General features: G+C 63.6%; 18 protein-coding genes. 3 read left to right on the top strand and 15 right to left on the bottom strand.

The window, feature by feature from the left end; genetic code table 11:
- Positions 1–25: 25 nt before the first annotated feature.
- Positions 26–781: an SGNH/GDSL hydrolase family protein gene (locus ABIB36_RS03545; RefSeq protein WP_354559175.1), complete on the bottom strand. Its 756-nt coding sequence runs from the start codon at positions 779–781 to the stop codon at positions 26–28.
- Between the two features lie 203 nt (positions 782–984).
- Between ABIB36_RS03545 and ABIB36_RS03540 the strand changes: the two genes are divergently transcribed.
- The gene (locus tag ABIB36_RS03540; RefSeq protein WP_084347314.1) at positions 985–1,482 is read left to right on the top strand and encodes a flavin reductase family protein; all 498 of its coding nucleotides are present in this window, start codon (positions 985–987) and stop codon (positions 1,480–1,482) included.
- 66 nt (positions 1,483–1,548) lie between these two features.
- On the opposite strand, the gene ABIB36_RS03535 is transcribed toward ABIB36_RS03540, so the two are convergent.
- The 8 genes from ABIB36_RS03535 to ABIB36_RS03500 all read right to left on the bottom strand — a co-directional run bounded on the left by ABIB36_RS03535 (position 1,549) and on the right by ABIB36_RS03500 (position 8,804).
- The gene (locus ABIB36_RS03535) at positions 1,549–3,384 is read right to left on the bottom strand and encodes an acyl-CoA dehydrogenase (RefSeq protein ID WP_084347315.1); all 1,836 of its coding nucleotides are present in this window, start codon (positions 3,382–3,384) and stop codon (positions 1,549–1,551) included.
- Positions 3,385–3,463: 79 nt separating this feature from the next.
- On the bottom strand, positions 3,464–4,087 hold the full coding sequence (locus ABIB36_RS03530) for a class I SAM-dependent methyltransferase (RefSeq protein ID WP_084347485.1): 624 nt from the start codon (positions 4,085–4,087) through the stop codon (positions 3,464–3,466).
- A gap of 26 nt (positions 4,088–4,113) precedes the next feature.
- Positions 4,114–5,226: a glycoside hydrolase family 183 protein gene (locus tag ABIB36_RS03525; RefSeq protein WP_354559174.1), complete on the bottom strand. Its 1,113-nt coding sequence runs from the start codon at positions 5,224–5,226 to the stop codon at positions 4,114–4,116.
- A gap of 140 nt (positions 5,227–5,366) precedes the next feature.
- Positions 5,367–5,525: a hypothetical protein gene (locus ABIB36_RS03520; RefSeq protein WP_179142330.1), complete on the bottom strand. Its 159-nt coding sequence runs from the start codon at positions 5,523–5,525 to the stop codon at positions 5,367–5,369.
- 112 nt (positions 5,526–5,637) lie between these two features.
- Positions 5,638–6,303 carry a TIGR04282 family arsenosugar biosynthesis glycosyltransferase gene (locus ABIB36_RS03515; RefSeq protein ID WP_354559173.1) on the bottom strand — a complete coding sequence of 222 codons (666 nt, stop codon included), beginning with the start codon at positions 6,301–6,303 and terminating at the stop codon, positions 5,638–5,640.
- Entirely contained in the window at positions 6,300–6,953 is a 654-nt protein-coding gene (locus ABIB36_RS03510) for a glycosyltransferase family 2 protein (RefSeq protein ID WP_354559172.1), read from the bottom strand. The genes ABIB36_RS03515 and ABIB36_RS03510 overlap by 4 nt, the downstream gene beginning before the upstream one ends.
- Positions 6,946–8,001 carry an NAD-dependent epimerase/dehydratase family protein gene (locus tag ABIB36_RS03505; RefSeq protein WP_354559171.1) on the bottom strand — a complete coding sequence of 352 codons (1,056 nt, stop codon included), beginning with the start codon at positions 7,999–8,001 and terminating at the stop codon, positions 6,946–6,948. The genes ABIB36_RS03510 and ABIB36_RS03505 overlap by 8 nt, the downstream gene beginning before the upstream one ends.
- Positions 7,998–8,804: an S-methyl-5'-thioadenosine phosphorylase gene (locus ABIB36_RS03500; protein ID WP_354559170.1), complete on the bottom strand. Its 807-nt coding sequence runs from the start codon at positions 8,802–8,804 to the stop codon at positions 7,998–8,000. Before ABIB36_RS03500 ends, ABIB36_RS03505 begins: the two co-directional genes overlap by 4 nt.
- 70 nt (positions 8,805–8,874) lie before the next feature.
- Between ABIB36_RS03500 and ABIB36_RS03495 the strand changes: the two genes are divergently transcribed.
- Complete coding sequence (locus ABIB36_RS03495) at positions 8,875–10,212, top strand: hypothetical protein (protein ID WP_354559169.1); 1,338 nt, start codon at positions 8,875–8,877, stop codon at positions 10,210–10,212.
- A 16-nt stretch (positions 10,213–10,228) separates the two neighbouring features.
- Here the strand turns inward: ABIB36_RS03495 and ABIB36_RS03490 are convergent, their stop codons facing one another.
- Genes ABIB36_RS03490 through ABIB36_RS03475 form a run of 4 tightly spaced genes read right to left on the bottom strand, consistent with a single transcriptional unit; the run spans position 10,229 to position 13,343 of the window.
- Entirely contained in the window at positions 10,229–10,822 is a 594-nt protein-coding gene (locus ABIB36_RS03490; RefSeq protein WP_354559168.1) for a methyltransferase domain-containing protein, read from the bottom strand.
- A gap of 53 nt (positions 10,823–10,875) precedes the next feature.
- The gene (locus tag ABIB36_RS03485; protein ID WP_084347328.1) at positions 10,876–11,376 is read right to left on the bottom strand and encodes a hypothetical protein; all 501 of its coding nucleotides are present in this window, start codon (positions 11,374–11,376) and stop codon (positions 10,876–10,878) included.
- The gene (locus ABIB36_RS03480) at positions 11,376–12,653 is read right to left on the bottom strand and encodes a molybdopterin-dependent oxidoreductase (protein WP_354559167.1); all 1,278 of its coding nucleotides are present in this window, start codon (positions 12,651–12,653) and stop codon (positions 11,376–11,378) included. Before ABIB36_RS03480 ends, ABIB36_RS03485 begins: the two co-directional genes overlap by 1 nt.
- Complete coding sequence (locus ABIB36_RS03475; protein ID WP_354559166.1) at positions 12,654–13,343, bottom strand: hypothetical protein; 690 nt, start codon at positions 13,341–13,343, stop codon at positions 12,654–12,656.
- A 399-nt stretch (positions 13,344–13,742) separates the two neighbouring features.
- Between ABIB36_RS03475 and ABIB36_RS03470 the strand changes: the two genes are divergently transcribed.
- Positions 13,743–14,564 (top strand): sulfurtransferase, encoded by an 822-nt coding sequence (locus tag ABIB36_RS03470; RefSeq protein ID WP_354559165.1) that lies wholly within the window; start codon positions 13,743–13,745, stop codon positions 14,562–14,564.
- Between the two features lie 9 nt (positions 14,565–14,573).
- Here ABIB36_RS03470 and ABIB36_RS03465 read toward each other — a convergent pair whose 3' ends face one another.
- A complete protein-coding gene (locus ABIB36_RS03465; RefSeq protein ID WP_354559164.1) occupies positions 14,574–16,157 on the bottom strand; it encodes a GMC family oxidoreductase in 1,584 nt (527 codons plus the stop codon).
- Between the two features lie 20 nt (positions 16,158–16,177).
- Positions 16,178–17,890 (bottom strand): aldehyde dehydrogenase family protein, encoded by a 1,713-nt coding sequence (locus ABIB36_RS03460; RefSeq protein WP_354559301.1) that lies wholly within the window; start codon positions 17,888–17,890, stop codon positions 16,178–16,180.
- Positions 17,891–18,064 lie beyond the last annotated feature (174 nt).

Raw genomic sequence — 18,064 nt, 5'->3', positions numbered from 1 at the left:
CTCGTCGCTAGTGCTGTTGCAGCTGTTACCGAAGCGTCGTGTGTTTCGGCGCGACGTCGTCGCCGGAGGATGCGCCGCGGAGACGTCGTGACACCCACGGCGCTGCGAAGGACTTCACCCATTCGGCATTCTCACGCCGCTTGTCAGCAGGCGCTATGGGTGCGCGTGGCTCCAGTGGTTCGAGTTCGATCGAATGCGGGACACCGAGGTGATCGAGAACCTCGGATGCCATTCTGACGTGTCCGCGCGTGGACATGTGGAGACGATCCGTGTTCCACATCCGGGTGTCGTCGTAGCCGTCGAGACGCCAGAAGTCGACGAGTTCGACTCCTCGACGGTCGGCTACTTCCCGCAGAAGTTCGTTGTAGATCGCAGTGCGTCCACGCAGTGTGCGGAACAGCGGTGCCCAGCCCGCGTCGTATCCGGTGAAGGCGACGACTCGCGCGCCGGTGGCGACGAGGTCTGCCAGTGCCGAGTCGTATCTGGAGACGATGGCGTCGATGTCCACCTTGGGCCGCATCAGATCGTTGCCGCCGGCGTAGATGGTGATGAGATCGGGTGCGGCGTCGACGGCGATGCCGACTTGGTTTTCGATCACCTGGTCGACCAGTTTTCCGCGGACCGCGAGGTTGGCGTAGCGGAATTCCGGGTTCGTGGCGCCGAGCTGTTCGGCGACGCGGTCGGCCCAGCCCTTGACTCCGTTTGCGCTGGTGGGATCGGCGTCGCCGACGCCCTCGGTGAACGAGTCCCCGAGCGCTACGTAGCTGTCGATTCTCGACACAACATCAACCTCCGTGAGTACTGCTAACTAGTTACTCGACAGTACGACACCGTCGCGGCGAATTTCATTCCCGATGATTCGGTCGCAGGACTCTCGTCTACCGAAACTCGTATCGTGGACTACGAGGTGTGCTGGCAGGATGACCGAACGTAAGGTCAGATGTCACCACCTGATCACGCTGCTCAGACCAGAACGGATATCTCATGCCTCTCGCCACCACCGAACTCGACAACGGTGCTCTTCGCGCCGCTTTCGGTCAGTTCCCCAGCGGTGTCGTCGCGCTGTGCGCCGAAATCGACGGTGCTCCCGTCGGCATGGCCGCGAGCAGTTTCGTCGCAGTGTCGATGGACCCGCCGCTCGTGGCGTTCTGCGTGCAGAACACGTCGACGACGTGGCCGAAGTTCGCTGCCTCGAAGCGCATCGGCATCAGCGTGTTGGGCGAAGCGCACGACGGCGCTGCGCGGACATTGGCTGCCAAGACGGGTAACCGGTTCGAGGGTCTGGAAGTGACGACGACCGAGGACGGCGCCGTCTTCATCGGCGGAGCGAGTATGTGGCTCGACGCCACCGTCACCGAACAAGTACCCGCAGGCGATCATGCGATCGTGCTGATGCGGATCAACGAACTCGAAATCAGAGACGTTGCACCCATCGTGTTCCACAGCAGTAAGTTCCGCCGCCTCGCAGCCGAAGAAGGATAGGCCGAGCGCAAAAACAACGGCCGCACCCCCAGGAAGGGGATGCGGCCGTTTGTGTACGGGGTCGAATCAGAATGCAGCTTCGTCGAGCTCCATGACGTCGAGGTCCGTGTTGGCGAGGATGCCGCGGGTAGCGGTCAGCTGGGGCAGGATGTTCTTGGCGAAGAAGGACGCGACTGCGACCTTGCCCTCGTAGAACGACTTTTCCTTGCCCTCTGCACCGTTGTCGAGTGCCTTGATGGCAATTTCGGACTGACGCAGCAGCAGCCAGCCGATGAGCAGGTCGCCGAAGCCCATGAGGAAGCGGACGGATGCGAGGCCGACCTTGTATAGCTCGGTCGGCCGCTCCTGAGCTCCCATGAGCTGCTGGGTCATCGTGGTGACGATGGCCTGCACGTCTTCGAGTGCGGTGGCGAGAAGCGCGCGCTCGGCCTTGAGTCGACCGTTGCCTGCTTCGCTGTCGATGAACGACTTGATCTGGCCGGCGATGTGAGCCAGCGCGACGCCACGGTCACGGGCGATCTTGCGGAAGAAGAAGTCCTGCGCCTGGATGGCCGTCGTGCCCTCGTACAGCGAGTCGATCTTCGAGTCGCGGATGTACTGCTCGATCGGGTAGTCCTGCAGGAACCCGGATCCGCCGAGCGTCTGGAGGCTCTCCGCCAGCTGGCTGTAGGCGATTTCGGATCCGACGCCCTTGACGATCGGGAGCAGCAGATCGTTGACGCGGTAGGCGATGTCGTCGTCCGCGTCCGATACCTGCTTGGCGGTGACCGGGTCCTGGTGTGCCGCGGTGAAGAGGTACACCGCGCGCAGGCCCTCGGCGTATGCCTTCTGGGTGATCAGGCTGCGACGAACGTCTGGGTGGTGCGTGATGGTGACGCGGGGTGCTGCCTTGTCCGTCATCTGCGTCAGATCGGCGCCCTGGACACGCTCCTTGGCGTAGTCCAGCGCGTTGAGGTAGCCGGTGGACAGGGTGGCGATCGCCTTGGTGCCGACCATCATTCGAGCGTGCTCGATGACGTCGAACATCTGGGCGATGCCCTTGTGGACCTCGCCGACGAGCCAGCCCTTGGCCGGGATGTCGTGGCCACCGAAGGTGAGCTCGCAGGTGGTGGAGACCTTGAGGCCCATCTTGTGCTCGACGCCGGTGACGAAGACGCCGTTGCGCTCGCCGAGTTCACCGGTCTCGAAGTCGAAGTGCGTGTTCGGTACGTAGAACAGGCTCAAGCCCTTGGTGCCGGGTCCGGCACCTTCCGGGCGAGCGAGAACCAGGTGCATGGTGTTCTCGAAAAGATCGTCGGACACGGCCGAGGTGATGAACCGCTTGACGCCTTCGATGTGCCAGGAGCCGTCTTCCTGCTTGATGGCCTTGGTGCGGCCTGCGCCGACGTCGGATCCGGCATCGGGCTCGGTGAGCACCATCGTGGCGCCCCACTTGCGCTCGACGATGACCTTCGCCCATTCCTTCTGCTCATCGGTGCCGTTGTTGTAGAGCACGTTGGCGAATCCTGGTCCCGCGGAATACATGAACGCGGCAGGGTTGGCGCCGAGCAGCAACTCGTTGAGTGCCCAGCCGAGAGTGCGAGGCGCGGGGATGCCGCCGACCTCTTCGTCGAGGCCGACACGCCACCACTCGCCGTCGTACAGCGCCTTGAACGACTTCTTGAAAGCCTCTGGCAGCTTGACGGTGTGAGTGTCGGGGTCGAACACAGGCGGGTTTCGGTCGGATTCGGCGAAGGACTCGGCGACCGGTCCCTCTGCCAGGCGGACTACCTCGCGAAGCATGTCGCGGGCGGCCTCTCCGTCGAGGTCGCCGAAGTTGTCACCTGCGAGAGACTCGTCGAGCCCGAACAGCTCGAAGAGGTTGAACTCGAGGTCCCGCAGGTTGCTCTTGTAATGGCCCATGCTCGTACTCTCCATGCTCGGTGGTGCGGTCTCGTGAGTACCGCCCAAGTTAGCTACTCGTCGGTAACATAACTGGATATTACCCCCGTTCATTCCCGCTGCCAAGAGGGGATCTACTCGCGAGTAGTAAAGCGTCGATCGCGGTGCCGTGATCGGTGTCCCGCAGGCGCTTCTCGGCCCTGATCACCACGCCCAAGTTATCGACATCGGAGATCAAATCCTCAGGCGTATAAAGTATTTCGGGTTCCTGTGGCCCGCCGACGCCGTCGGTGATGTTGAGTGAGTGGTGACCGAGAATCATGAGGATTCCGTCAGGTTTCAGGGCGCCGATCGCGCTGCGAATCGCCCGTCGGCGTTGTTCCGGGGGTAGATGAAGGTAGAGAACGAGGACCAGGTCATAGCCGGGCTCGGCTGAGAGCTTGGTCACATCCGCGTGAACCCAAGTAAGTCGATCTCGTACCGACTTGGGCGATTTCGCGGCGATCCGCCGCCCCTTCTCGAGCCCGACGGCCGAGAAGTCGACGGCGGTGACCTCCCATCCACGGGTGGCCAGCCACAGGGCGTTCCTGCCCTCACCGGCCGCCAGGTCCAACGCCCGCCCACGCGGAAGCGCGGTGGCGTATTCGACCAGCGCCTGGTTAGGAGGCGATCCGTAGACCAGGTCGGCGGCCGCATATTTGTTGTCCCACGCTGTTGCATCCATTGCGACGACCATATGTCGCCGACGCGTCACAGCGTGGTGCGCAGGAGCAGGACGTTGTAGTTCTGGTGCACCGTGGCGAGGAAGTACAGGTCAGGACCCGAGGACCACGGGTGAATGTAGGGGGCGTACGCACTGCGAAGCTGATTGGTGTCGACGAGCACCTCGGGCGGGCTCCACGGGCCGACGGGCGACGGGGAGCGTCGCATGACGATCGAATCGGAAGCGTCCGTGGTCAGCATCAAGTATTGACCGAGGTACTGGTTGTACGCGACGGACAGCTCGCCGACGTCGCCGACTATGGGGGCCGCGAGGGCGGGGTCGCCCTTCTTCCACTCGGCGCCGGTCCAATATTCGTACGCGGCGAGGTTCAGGATGTCTTTTTCGAGTACGCGTGAGACGTAGCCGGAGTTGCCCCGCCCGGGAGGCGTGCCGTACTCGTAGACGAAGCCGCCGTCCTTCAGGAAGGCGTTCTGCTGGAAATTGCGGTTTCCGCCGTCGCTCGGACGTTGAGTCTCCGGGTGGACGGTCCAGTTCTCGCCGTTGTCACCGGATACTGCGATCGAGGAGTAGTTGGTTTCCCAATGTCCGGGCTGACCCCAGTCCCTGACCGACATCAAACTCATGAACTGATTCTGGCCGAGCGCGACACCGGCAGTAGGGATGCGGCTGATCTCGATGAAGGGGATCTTGGGGCTCGGTACCAGTTCTTTGGCCTGGCCGAGTGGGTCCTTGACGATGCTGTCGAAGCTCATGCCATCGGTCAGGTTGCCGTCGTGGCTCCGCACGAGCGCGCTGCTGCGCCAGGACCACAGGCTCCCCTGCAAAAGGTTTGGCAGCCCGAGGCCTGCCGTATCACCGAAGGCGGTCAGGATCTCGCCGTTACCGTTGTCCCACATGATGCCGAGGTCGGTGCCCAGCATGTTGACGTTCTGAGTCTCGTTCGGACTGGACATTCCGGTGGCCTGCGCGACGGCCACGGTGCGTCCGGTGAGCTGCGGGAGGCCGAAGACACCGTTCAGTCCTGGAATCGGATTGACGATGTTCGGATTGGCCGATGCAGGACCGGCAATCACAAGAGATGTGACCACAACAGCAACAGCGACCGACGTGAAACGTTTCACTAGCCCCCCGGCTTTCATTCGAGTTCTTCAAACAGACCGCGGGAAGCATAACTCGAGGTTTCACCGGTCGAGCGGGCTTTTTTGTTCTTTCGGCAAAGTAAATGGGTTGGTCAGCGTAGGGAAAGCAAGCACGAAGTCCGTTACTGCCGAGACGAGAATCAGTCGTGCGGAACGGACTCGTCGACGTCTGCGGTATCCCAGTCCAAAGTGGATCCGAGTTCCTCGGAATCGGCACGACGCGCAACGCGGCCCAGTACGACGGCGACCGCGAGGGCCACCACCAACCAGACGGCTATACCGATGAGGATTCCAAGCACATGGTCTTTCTAGCACCGATATCTGAGAATGCGCGGAGAAACTAAGCTTTTCGATTGTTGCAATGCGATCGAAAGTAGTCACGGATTGGTTACGGACCGGTAGCGGCTACCTCTACAAGTGCCGAACGACCTGCTCGACCGCCCTTCGGAACCGACTGCCGTCCAGGCACTGAGCTGCGACTATATCGAGGTCCGAGGCGTGGTCGACGTCACGCAGAATCGGCAGTGACCCGATGTTCGCGCCGAGTGCTTCGAGAGCCCTGCGAGTATCGGCGCCCGTCATGGGACTGGACATCGTCACTTCGAGTAGCCCGCGTGCGAGCGCGGGATCTGCGATGCCCAATCCCCACCAACCGCCGTCCTCGGCCATGCCGAGCACCGATCGCCCCGGCTCGGTGAGCTGCATCGCGGCCTCGTTCAGCAGGGTCACCGTCACTTGGGGAGTGTCCATCCCGATCTGAAAGACAGGATTGCCCGATGCGGCAGCATCCTCGTGCGCGTAACGCAGCCGCTCGCCGAAACCGTCGCCCCGCTGCGGAATCACGATGTACGACGCCAGTTCCGCGGTTATCTCTTCATGTCGGCTCGCCAGGGCGAGGTCCCCGGTCGTGGCGACGATGCGCTCGTCGAAGTCGGCGGCGGATACGGCGTCGAGGGTGTCGAGCAGGGCGGCGGCAGCGATGTCGGCGGCCATGTCGTCGCCGAGGGTTTTCGCGAGTCGGGTTTTCGCGAGTCCGGGTACGGGAGCTTTGGCGACGACGAGGGCGGTTACTTTCACGAGAGCACCTTCCAGAAGTCCCGCACCGCGACGACGGTTCCCTTGACCGAGCCGGACACCTTCGAGGTACCTGCTGTCCGTGGACTGTAGGAGACGTCGTGTTCGACGACCGTCCAGCCGGCTTTCGAGGCGAGGACGAGTAGTTGCAGCGGGTAGCCGGATCGGCGGTCGGTCACGCCGAGGTCGAGAAGTGCTTGGCGTCGTACTGCGCGGATTGCGCCGAGGTCGTGGACGGGCAGTTTGTACTTGGTTCGAAGCCGAAGGGCCAGGACGGCATTGCCGATTCGCGCGTGGATCGGTGAGTTTCCGCGGACGGTCTTGCGTCGACCCACGGCGAGATCCGCCTCTTCGAGGGCGGTGACCAGCAGGGGTAGCTCACGTGGATCCATCGAGCCGTCGCCGTCGAGAACGCACACGACTTCGGTTTCGGCGGCGAGAATTCCGGCATGTACCGCTGATCCGTAACCGGGCACGGACTCCTGCACGACGACGGCGCCGTGTGATCGAGCAACGTCGGCGGTGTCGTCCACGGAATTGTTGTCGACGACGATGACGCGGTAGCCGGCGGGCATGTCGGCGAGGACGCCGGGGAGCGAGCCTTCCTCGTTCATGCAGGGAATCACCACGGTGACATCGGTCGGCTCAAACACGCGGGGCACCGGTGCCTTCGGCGTCGCGAAGCGGTGCGGTTGCGAACTCGCGCAGACCGTCGAACGGCGAGATCGCGGCGTCGAATCCGATTGCGGTGCGGGCGGATTCGGGGCTGGCCACCACGTGCCGCACGTCCCCGGAGCGGTACTGTCCGGTCACTTCGGGCGCTGGGCCGCCGCAGGCCTGGGACAGTGCGGTTGCCACTTCGCCGATGGTGATCGGATGACCCGAGGACACATTGAGTGCGGTGAATCCGGGCAGATCGGCTGCGATGGACAGTACGTTCGCCGTGGCGACGTCGGAGACGTGCACGAAGTCGCGTGCTTGCAATCCGTCCTCGTACACCTGTGGTGGCCGTCCGGCTTCGAGTGAGGATCGGAACATCGCTGCGACGCCGGAGTACGGAGTGTTGCGTGGCATGTTCGGTCCGTAGACGTTGTGGTACCGAAGTGCGGTCACCGAGCCGCCGGTGGCGAGGGACCAGGCGAGTGCGTAGTTTTCCTGTGCAAGCTTGCTCGCGGCGTATGTGCTTCGTGGCTGCAATGCCGAATCCTCGGTCACCAGAGCCCAATCCAGGGTGTCGCCGGTATTCGGGTCGATGTTGTCGAAGCGGCCTTCGTCGAGATCTCCGCGCGTGCGCGGACCGGGCACCACCGTCTCGCCCGCAGCATTGGTGTATCGCCCCTCGCCGTAGACGACCATCGAGGACGCCAGCACCAAGCGTGTGCAGCCCGCTTCGGCCATTGCCGAGAGCAGTACGGCGGTGCCGAAATCGTTGTGGCTTGCATACGCGGGTGCGTCTGCGGCGTCGACGCCTGCGCCGACGACGGCAGCCTGGTGACACACCGCGTCGACGCCGGTCAGCACGTCCACGAGTGAGTCGTGGTCACGGACGTCGACCCTCTCGATACCCGGGATCGGTCGATCGCTTCCGTGCGCGGAGGGAAGAAATGCGTCGATCGCGACGACGTCGTAGCTGGGTCGGAGTGCGCCGAGGATATGTCCGCCGATGAATCCGGCTGCCCCGGTGAGCAATACGCGAGTCATGGCAGCTCGATCGGAAGGTCGACGCCCTCGTGCACGCGGCACGATTCGCATGGGCCCATCAGTGCGGCGCTGATAGCCGATCGAACCAAAGTTTTCAGTGGCTCGATGTTCTTCTGGAATTCGGCGAACACGTCGACTGCTCGAACTCCTTGCCCTGCCTCGATCCCCGCATCGAGGTCCGTGACGAGAGCGATGGGGGCGTAACACAATTCGAGTTCTCGGGCCAGTACCGCCTCGGGGTGTCCGGTCATGTTCACCAGTGTCCACCCCTGACGGGCATACCACTGGCTCTCGGCGCGGGTGGAGAATCTAGGGCCCTCGACGACCACCATCGTGCCGCCATCGACGGTGCCGGGCTGTAGCGCCGCGGCGCGTAGGTCGGCGCAGTACGGATCGGCGAATTCGAGGTGGATTCCGCCGTTGTCGAAGTAGGTCTGCGGGCGCCCGCTCGTGCGATCGACGAGTTGGTCGGGAATCACCACTGTTCCGGGCCCGTATTCGGGGAGCAGGCTCCCGACGGCACACGGGGCGAAGATGCGCTGCACTCCGAGCATGCGCATGGCCCACATGTTGGCGCGGTAGGGGAGAGTGTGCGGGGAGTACTCGTGACGAGCACCGTGCCGCGGAAGAAATGCGACGGTACGGCCGTCGACGTCGCCGATCGTGATGGGCCCGCTCGTCGAACCGTACGGCGTGTCGATCGTGACCGACTGCGCGTCTTCCCCGAAGAACGAGTAGAAACCGCTACCACCGATGACCGCGATGTCGGCTCGGTGCGAAGTTGTTGTCGGCGTTGATGTCATTGATTCATTTCCGTCCTCGGTATGCTGAGCCCATCGATGTTCGAGATTTCCACGTGGATCGCAACGTTAGGTGAACGCTATCCGGTACTGGAGAGAATCTATCGCGGCTGTCCTCGCCGTTGCGCTCGTCGCAGTGGCATTCGTGGTCCCGTATCTGGACAACGAGCTGATCACGCCGATCATCAACCGCACCCCGCAGCAGGTTCGTGATTTCGCCGATGCCGCACCGCTTTTCGGCTTCCGTGAGCTTCACCTCGGCTGGGGCACTCCGTTCGCGATTCTCATCGCGATCGCGGGCGTCCTGTGGGGGCCGGAGATTGCGCGCAGACTGTCGTGGCGGAAGCTGCTTCCGCTCACCTGGGGCGTGTCGCTGGCGTGGACGATGGCGCTGGCCATGGTCGACGGCTGGCGACGCGGATTCTCCACGCGCTTGTCCTCCACCGACGAGTATCTCCACGAAGTTCCCGACATCACCGATATACCGGCGACGCTGCAGGGTTTCTCCGAACGCATCCTCGACTACCAGGCCGACTCGTGGACGACGCATGTGTCCGGCCATCCGCCGGGCGCGCTGCTGACGTTCGTGTGGCTTGATCGACTCGGGCTCAGCGGCGGTGCGTGGGCGGCATGGTTGTGTGTACTCGTCGGCACCAGCGCCACTATGGCGCTCATCGTGACCGTCCGTGCTCTCGGCGACGAGACGATGGCGCGTCGTGCAGCCCCGTTCGTGGCGCTTGCGCCCGCAGCTGTCTGGATCGCAGTGTCTGCCGACGCGTTCTACGCCGGCGTGGTGGCCTGGGGAATCGCGTTGCTCGCTCTCTCGACGCAGAAGAACCGCTGGCCTGTATCGCTTGCTGCTGGTGTGCTTCTGGGCTTCGGCGTCTATCTCAATTACGGCCTCGGGTTGATGGCGCTCCCGGCGGTTGCGGTCCTTGTCGCCGGGCGCGCGCTGCGGCCGGCCGTGTGGTCGCTTCTCGGTGCGCTCGCGGGTGCGCTCGTCGTGGCGGCGATCTTCACTGCCTACGGCTTCTGGTGGTTCGACGGCTACGAGCTCGTGCAGGAGCGTTACTACCAGGGCATCGCGACCGACCGACCGTTCGAGTACTGGGGTTGGGCCAACTTCGCGGCGTTGTTCTGCGCGCTCGGGATTGCCGTTCCTGCTGCGTTTCCGCGCATCTTCACTCGGGTGCAGCCGATCAATCTTCTGGTCATCGCCGGGCTTGCGGCCGTGGTGATGGCAGATCTGAGTCAGCTGAGCAAAGCCGAAACCGAGCGCATCTGGTTGCCGTTCGCCATGTGGATGCTCCTGGCGCCCGCAGTGCTTCCGCAACGCACGCACCGGTTCTGGTTGGGATTGCAGGTTCTCGTGGCACTTGCAATCAACCATCTGCTCTTCACCAACTGGTGATGCGCTGCGCGGGCGGTTAAGCACGCTCCAACCGTGCGAAGAACCGTCCGTGGATCGGTGCGATATCGACTACGGCGAGGCCTGCGGCGTGTGCGATGGCATAGGTTGCGTTGGCGCTGACGCTCGCCCACGCGAACCACTCACCCACCATCGTGTCGGTCTCCCAGCGAACTGTCTGTGGTTGTACTTCGGCGGCGCCGGGCGCGTGGACCTCGGCGATGACGGCGCCGTCGGGTCGAATGAGCTCCGCGGCTCGGCGAAGCAAGCGGACAGGGTCGCCGCCGATGCCGATGTTTCCGTCGGCCAGCAAGACGCAGGCCCAGTCACCGGCATTGGGTAAGGGCTCGAACAGATCGCGAAGTACCGCCCGTCCACCGCGCCCGACCGTCAGATCGACGGCCTTCTTCGAGGTGTCGACGCCCAGTGCAGAGATGCCGCGTCGCGCCAGGCCCTCGGTGAGTCGACCGGGCCCACAGCCGAGGTCGAGGGTGGGGCCGTTGCAGTGGCCGATCATCCGGCCGTCGGCGATTCGGTCTTCGGTGCTCGATGCCGGACCGCCCATCCAGCGAGCAGTGGGCAGCGGCTCACGGGTTCCGTTCGAGTGCCCCATCCAACAGGGCAAACCACAGGAGGCTCTGCTGAACAGTTCGTCTGCCGTCACTCTCACGTCGCTCTCCTGTTCGAGGTCTGTGCGATACGGATCGCGTACGCCAGTGCGCTGACTCCGAACAGCACCGCTGTCAGTACCAGCCAGCGACCGAGATAAGGCTCCTGCGTCAATCCGGTTGCGGTAGTAAATGTTTCGGATCCTTGCTGAATGATTCCGGGAAAGAACAGGACGAAAGTCAGCGCCGTGCCCATGAGCGGGACACGGATGTAGTTGAGCGGGGATACGCGCCAGGTGAGTGCGGGTGCCCGTCCGCGCATCGCGTCGAGTCCGGCAGTGAGCGAGCGGTCGGCGAGCGAATACAGGGGAAAAAGAAGAAGGTCGTGCACGACGATGGCACCGGCGAACCACACTGCAATCGATTGCCACCAGACGTTCCGATTCCAGAACGTAGCTATGCCCGCCACGTAGACCACGTACCCCACCAGCGCCAACGCGAAGCACACTGCAAGTAGGTGCAGGGGGCGGGCGCCGTAGATGCGGGTGAACGCTGCCATCACGCGTTCCTGAATTCGATTGCCTTCACCCATTTGGTGTTGTGCACTCCTGGCATGGCCGGGACGATGATCCGCGCGGGGTACCCATGGTCGGGGGAGAGGTCGACGCCGTTGACCTGCAGTGCGAGCAGTGAATCGGCGTCGAGGACCTGGTTGGACTGCAGTGTGGCCTGACGGAAAGGCCCATTCTCCTCGATCGAGGTGACCTGCGCCGACCGAAGATCCTCGACGCCGGCTGCCGACGCGAGGTCACGTAACCGGACGCCGGTCCAGCGCTGAACCGTCGACCATCCTTCGACGCAGGCGATGGGTAGATCGGCGGTGTGCTGCTCCATCCGCAGGAGGGCTTCTCTGGTGAACGTCACCGCGCTCGCACCTCCGGTCAGTTCGAGGGTCCAGCTCGCGCCCGTGGCGTCCTCGGTGATCCGGGCTGCGGAGGCTGTGCGGTTGATCTGGAAATCGTTGGGTCCGTCTCCGTACGACCGGCCGCGGGGAAGAAGTATCGCGGCATTGCGGAGGAACCCGCCAGTGGTCTGCCCCACGGTGAGGGCTGCGACGAACAGTGCGCCACCGCCGACGAGGGCGAGCGCTCCGCGCCTGCTGATCGTGGGATCGGTGGGGTCCTCGGCGATGAGGTCGGATCCGTCGGGATCGACTTCCTGCTCGGTCTGCTTGTCCTTCAGGACCTGGATGAGCGAGCGGGAGCGAAGAGTGCGAAACATCAACGGAGTCTTGATGATCGCGTGCGAGACGAAACCGGCGATAAAGATCCATGCGCCCCAGTAGTGGGCGGTGTAGAAGCTGAAGCCGAAGATGTAGTCGTACTGGATGTTGAGAACTCCGGTAACGATCTCGAACAGGATCCCGCCGACGAGCGCGAGCAGGGAAAGCCGTTCCAGTGCTTGAGAGACCGAGCGGATCGGAGGCGTCACGAACAGCTTGGGTATGACCGACCACAGTTTGGCCAACACGATCGGAACCAGAATCAATCCGAGGCCGACGTGCAGACCTTGGGTGAAGCGGTACAACCACGATGGGTTGGTGGGCCAGTCGAAGTAGGGGAGCCGCAGCCAGCCGACATCTGTCGGAAGGGCTTGGCCGAATTGTGGGCCATACGCTATGTAGGAGGCAAGCCCGGTAAGGATGACGATGGGCAGGCCGGCGAGCAGTACGGCCCCGAAGATCGAGGTGAGCCAGGGGCCTCGGAGCGGACTACGAAACCGTCCGCGCGAGGCCGCCATGTGCGGGGACTTCGCGCGGACGGTTTCGTCGTTCATTTACGCGGTTGCGATGGTGATGGTTGCAACGCCCACGAGCAGGCCGGGGGTGACAGCGTCGGTCTTGAACGTGTCGTTCAGCAGGCCGGCGGCGGTCTCGGAGATCTTGACCTCGGTGCCGGTCAGGATCGCGGTGTCGTTCGGGCCGGTTGCCAACGGCTGCAGTGTGCGGCCGTCGAGGTCGAAGAGGACTGCATCTTCGGCAGCAACGGCACCGTTGACGGTGACGGTTCCGGTAAGAACCGAGGTGCCCGGATCGATGTCGAAGTCGGTGAGCTCGACGACGGTCTCACCGGCGGTCAGCGACAAGCCGCTTCCGTTGTGCATGATCTCACCCTGAACGTAGGGATCGACTGTGCCCGGCTCCCAGTACTTGACGTCTCCACCGGTGATCGGGAAGACGATGGATCCGTCTGCCAGAGTGGCGGTTCCGACAACTCCGGGGGTGAGGCCGAGTGTCGTCAGGGCGCCGGTGAAGCCTGCGTCGAGTGCGACAGCGGTGCTGACGCCCTTGCTGAGGTCATCGACCTCGGCAGCTGGTGCCGGCATCGACTCGGTGGTCTCGGCGGCAGCGGCCGAGGTGGTGCTGGAGGAGGTGCTCGATGAGTCGTCACTCGAGCATGCGGCGAGAGGTACGAGGGTCATTGCGCCGATTGCAGTGGCGGCCATAACTTTACGGATCGAGATCATGTGAGGATCTACCTTTCGTTGGCTCAAGTGTTGAGCGTTGTAGGTAATTCGCCGCAGGGTCCGTTCCGGATGGGTCCGATCTTAGTCCGGTACGTAGTTCCGGCATGCCGAACCGTTGAAATCTCGTATTCGGGCTTCCCGACCCGGACGAACAGCACGGCAAATTACCTTGGTAGGCAAATGTTCTCACGTAGAAACACGGAAATATGGGCAGAATGTCCGATCCGAACATTCGTAGTAGGCCCGAGTCGAGTTCGATACGTGACCGTTGCCGGACCGTTACCTAACACCCTCGTAACCGGTGGTCCGGTTTGCTTAGTGCCGTGAATTTTGCTCCACTTTCGCTTCGGCTGGGCGGGTTTCCGTCGATTCGGAGCAAAAGTGGAGCAAAATTCACGCATGCCACAGGAGACTCTTGATGCCACCGACCTGAAGTCTGAACTGCGTAGCCTCGTTCCGCCCGTAGTCCTCGATGTTCGCTGGGCCCTTGGAGATTCGGACGGTCGACGGCACTATCGCGACGCGCATATCCCGGGCGCGGTGTTCGTCGACCTGGAAAACGAACTCGCCGAACCCGCCTCCCCCGAGGGCAGACATCCCCTCCCCTCCATCGAGAGACTGCAGGCCGCCGCGCGACGCTGGGGCGTCACCACCGGTGTGCCCGTCGTCGTTTACGACAACACAGGCAACCTCGCTGCGGCGCGGGCGTGGTGGCTGCTGAAGTGGGCCGGCTTCGACGAGGTAACCCTGCTCGACGGCGGTCTGGCAGCCTGGATCGCCGCAGGTAACGACACCTCCGCGGGCGAGGAGGTCGCGTCGGCACCAGGGGATGTCCAGCTCGGTGCGGGACATTTGCCGACGCTCACGACCGAGGAAGCAGCCGCACTCGCAGAGTCTGGAACGCTGCTCGACGCGCGGGCCGCGGAACGGTACGCGGGCGAGTCCGAGCCGGTGGATCCGCGGGCCGGCCACATACCCGGTGCCATCAGTGCTCCGACCAGCGCCAACCTCGACGCGGACGGGCGATTCCTGTCGGCGGAAGCGCTCCGCGAACGGTTCGGCGGGGTGAAGCCGCAGGTCGGGGTGTACTGCGGTTCCGGCATCACGGCCGCCCATCAGGTGGCCGCGCTGGCCATCGCCGGAATAGATGCCGCCCTCTATCCGGGGTCGTGGTCACAATGGTCAGGCGATCCGGCTCGTCCGGTGGCGACGGGCATGTGACCAGTCACCTCAGCGCAGCACCAGGTCCGCGGCCCTTTCGCCGATCAGTACGCTCGGCGCGTGCGTGTGGCCGCGGATGATCGTCGGCATGATCGACGCGTCCGCGACCCGTAAGTTCTCGACGCCGCGGACCCGGAGATCCGGGGTGACGACGCTCGAGCTGTCGCTTCCCATCCGGCAGGTGCTCACCGGGTGGTAGAGGGTGTGTGCGTTTTGCTCGAGGGCTTCGGTCAGCAGGTCCTCGGTCGAGATGTCTGCTTTCACGCGTGGTCGGACTATGTCGCCGAGCAGCTTTTTGAGGGACGGTTGTGAGGCGATAGTCGTGCATGCCCGCAATCCCTCGATCATTGCGCGCCGATCGGTGCCGTCGGGATCGCTGAGGTAGCGAGGTTCGATGACGGCTTTGGCCAGTGGGTCGGCGGAACGAAGACCGATCTCACCGCGGCTCACCGGTTTGAGCAGCACTGCCCCGATGACGGCGGCGTGCGTGTCCGGCGCGATGAGTCCCTCGTCGAAGAACGGGGCGGGGGCGTAGATGAGCTCGACGTCGGGGAACGGTACTTCGTCTCGACTCTTGATGAATCCGTAGGCTTCGGCGACGTTCGAGGTGAGCATGCCGCGTCGGCGAGCCAGGTAGTTGACGAGCTGGGGGATTTTCTCGGCGTGGAACAGTGAATCGAATTCGGTCTTCCAGCCGATGAGCGCACACAGGTGATCGGTCAGGTTCTTACCGACCTCCGGTGCGTGGTGCTGCACCCTAATGCCGTGTGCGGCCAGTTGCGCTCTGTCGCCGATACCCGAGAGCATCAGCAATTGTGGCGTATTGATTGCGCCCCCGGCGAGAATCACTTCCTTGGCGGCGCGGACGGTGTGGGTGATCCCGTCCTTGGTGTATTCGACGCCGACGGCGGCGGACCCTTCGACGACGACTCGCGTGGCGTGAGCTTCGGTGAGGATGGTCAGGTTGGGCCGCTTGCGAATCGGTGCGAGGTACGCGTCGGCAGTGCTCCAGCGGGCACCGCTTTTCTGGTTGACCATGGTCTGCGAGAAGCCCTTGGGCTCGGCACGGTTGGCCGTCTCGACGGGATATCCGGCTTCCTGGACGGCGTCGAGGAAGGAGGTGGTCGATGCGCGCGGACTGCGTTGGTTCGACACGATCATCGGTCCGCCGGTACCCGCATCGAGTTCCTTTGTCGCTTCGATGCTTTCGATCTTGCGGAAGTACGGTACTACGTTCTCGAACGACCAGGAGGAGTCCGACAGGGAGGCCCACTCGTCGTAGTCGGCGGCGAACCCGCGGACCCACATCATCGCGTTCATCGACGAAGATCCACCGAGCATCTTGCCGCGGGGCCAGTAGATGCTGCGGTCCCGCAGTTCGCTCTGAGGTTCGGTGTCGTAGTTCCAATCCACGTCACTGCGGAACAGTTTGGAGAAGGCCGCGGGGATGTGGGCGAATTTGTTCTTGTCCTCCGGGCCCGCTTCGAGCACTACGACGGTGTTGCGCGGGTCGGCGCTGAGCCGATTGGCGAGTACTGCACCGGAGGATCCGGCGCCGACTACGACGTAGTCGGCGATGGCTGGTTGTGACATGAAAGAAGGTACCTTTGTCTCTAGCCGCGCAGAGCGGAGGCGAAGATGGCAGGAAGCTTTGCCCAGGAGGGCTTTCCGGCGAATTCTGTCAACAGCCTGCCGGTGGTTGCGGCCGTTCGGTTGTTGACGAACCATGGCGGCTTGGGGGAGATCGACCATTCGCCGTTGATCAGCGAGCGAGGAGACGGACGGAAAGGTCCGCGCACTACGGTGCGTTCGGCGCCGTCGATCAGGAGTGCGTTGTGGACGATGCCGATTCCGCTCTGGACGTCGTCGATCGTGTGTCCCGGGAACGCGCCCCACGACGCTGCGGCGGTGAGGAATCCGACTCCGGTCCAGGCGTTCACTGCGATCGTGCCGTAGTTCAGTTCGGCCAGCAGTGAGTCGAACTTCGAGCCCAGTCGATCGATCGTCTTGGGGTGGGCGATAATGTTGACCCCCAGGGTGCCGATGAACTTCTCGTTGACGGTCGCCACTGCCTTGGCGGCGAATTCATCTTCGCCGTAGGGGAGTTCGATGACGCCGAGAACCGGGGCGAAGTATTCGGTCTCCAGCAGTGACGCTTCTTTGCCTGGGTCGATGTCTTCGATAAGGACGCGTCCGCCGGAGAGCCGCGAGGCTTTCGGATAGTTCTCCAGGGCGCCGGCTACGCGGGTGTCGCTGCCTGGGTAGTACGCGCGACGGGAGGGTGCCGAGTCGAGTGCCTTGCGGAGTGCGGCGAGGAACTGGTCTCGCTGTTTCCAGTTGGAGGACAGTACGACCACCTGTGATGCGATGCAGTTGTAGCCACTGTTGTGTAGGCGTTGCGTGGCAACGTGTTCGGCCTGAAACTCGATGTCGGCTGTGCTCCACTCGCCGGGGAGAACGATGGTCGGTGAGACGCCGCCGAGTTCGCTCGTCATCGGCTTGGTCAGTATCGGGTCGTTGGCGGCTTTGTGTTCCGCGCCGGTCTGTCCGGGTCCGAAGACGATGGCGTCGTGGGTGATCGAGCTACCGGTCATGTGCACGTGATCGACCAGGTCGTGGTTGACCAGGTAGGTGCCCGCCTCGGCTCCACCGGTGAGCAAGCGGACGACGCCGGCGTCGATCAACGGCCGAAGGACTTTTCTCAGCACCGGCAGCAACGGGTCGGTGATCGGGTTGAGTTTGAGCGCGACGACGCGATTGTGGGCGAAGAGTTCGTACAGTGTGTCCAGCGGCGCGATGGACATGATGTTGCCGGCGCCGAGTACGACGCCGATGCCGTTGGTGTGCGCGGGATCGCGTTGGGCCAGGCCTGCGGTGCGTTTGGCGGTATCGGCGTCGATTCCCGGTTTCAGCCACACGTCGGCGCTGAATCCGTTGAGCAGCAGCGAGTCGAAGATGCTCAGCGGCAGTACCTGGACCGTGGTGCGTCCGCCGGGCGCGGAACCGAAGTGTGCCTGGGCGAGCGGGCTGGTGCCCGATTCGAGGGCGGTCAGAGTGTGCGCGAGGGTGGCTGCGCCGCTGACGAATGCATAGGGGCCGGAGATCCATTCCTCACCGACGAGTGACGACGACGGGTCGAGGCCCTTGATCGAGCACGCGGCGGTGACCCACTCGGCGCCGTGCGCGACGGTCAGGTCTCGCACTTGCTCGAGCAGCGCCCGACGTGCTGCCAATGTCAGGGTCGCCCACTTCTTCTCCCCTGCGCTCAACTCTTCGAGTGCGGCGTCGACCAGGCGGTGCGTCTCGTCTTCCGGGGTGAGCGCGATGTGCAGGTCGGGTTCGATTCGATCGGTCAAGGGGTGGCTCTTCTCTTTACTCGGGGTGCGCGTAGGTCCACTTCTGCTGTGATTGTCGTCTCATTCGACCGTGAGCGCTATAGGCCCGCGCTCTCCAAGTCGGTCGCTTGGTTGTGCAGTGGCACAACCAAGGGTCGAGGGGTG

The sequence above is a fragment of the Rhodococcus sp. UYP9 genome (assembly GCF_040547235.1).
GTDB lineage: Bacteria > Actinomycetota > Actinomycetes > Mycobacteriales > Mycobacteriaceae > Rhodococcoides.
This window is presented reverse-complemented; position numbering and strand designations above follow the sequence as displayed.

What these genes read in the sequence shown, in the direction of transcription:
- ABIB36_RS03540 (WP_084347314.1), top strand. Translation starts at nt 985, where the DNA reads ATGCCTCTCGCCACCACCGAACTCGACAACGGTGCTCTTCGCGCCGCT.
- ABIB36_RS03535 (WP_084347315.1), bottom strand. Translation starts at nt 3,384, where the DNA reads ATGGGCCATTACAAGAGCAACCTGCGGGACCTCGAGTTCAACCTCTTC.
- ABIB36_RS03530 (WP_084347485.1), bottom strand. Translation starts at nt 4,087, where the DNA reads ATGGATGCAACAGCGTGGGACAACAAATATGCGGCCGCCGACCTGGTC.
- ABIB36_RS03525 (WP_354559174.1), bottom strand. Translation starts at nt 5,226, where the DNA reads ATGAAAGCCGGGGGGCTAGTGAAACGTTTCACGTCGGTCGCTGTTGCT.
- ABIB36_RS03505 (WP_354559171.1), bottom strand. Translation starts at nt 8,001, where the DNA reads ATGACTCGCGTATTGCTCACCGGGGCAGCCGGATTCATCGGCGGACAT.
- ABIB36_RS03500 (WP_354559170.1), bottom strand. Translation starts at nt 8,804, where the DNA reads ATGACATCAACGCCGACAACAACTTCGCACCGAGCCGACATCGCGGTC.
- ABIB36_RS03490 (WP_354559168.1), bottom strand. Translation starts at nt 10,822, where the DNA reads ATGGGGCACTCGAACGGAACCCGTGAGCCGCTGCCCACTGCTCGCTGG.
- ABIB36_RS03485 (WP_084347328.1), bottom strand. Translation starts at nt 11,376, where the DNA reads ATGGCAGCGTTCACCCGCATCTACGGCGCCCGCCCCCTGCACCTACTT.
- ABIB36_RS03480 (WP_354559167.1), bottom strand. Translation starts at nt 12,653, where the DNA reads ATGAACGACGAAACCGTCCGCGCGAAGTCCCCGCACATGGCGGCCTCG.
- ABIB36_RS03475 (WP_354559166.1), bottom strand. Translation starts at nt 13,343, where the DNA reads ATGATCTCGATCCGTAAAGTTATGGCCGCCACTGCAATCGGCGCAATG.
- ABIB36_RS03470 (WP_354559165.1), top strand. Translation starts at nt 13,743, where the DNA reads ATGCCACAGGAGACTCTTGATGCCACCGACCTGAAGTCTGAACTGCGT.
- ABIB36_RS03465 (WP_354559164.1), bottom strand. Translation starts at nt 16,157, where the DNA reads ATGTCACAACCAGCCATCGCCGACTACGTCGTAGTCGGCGCCGGATCC.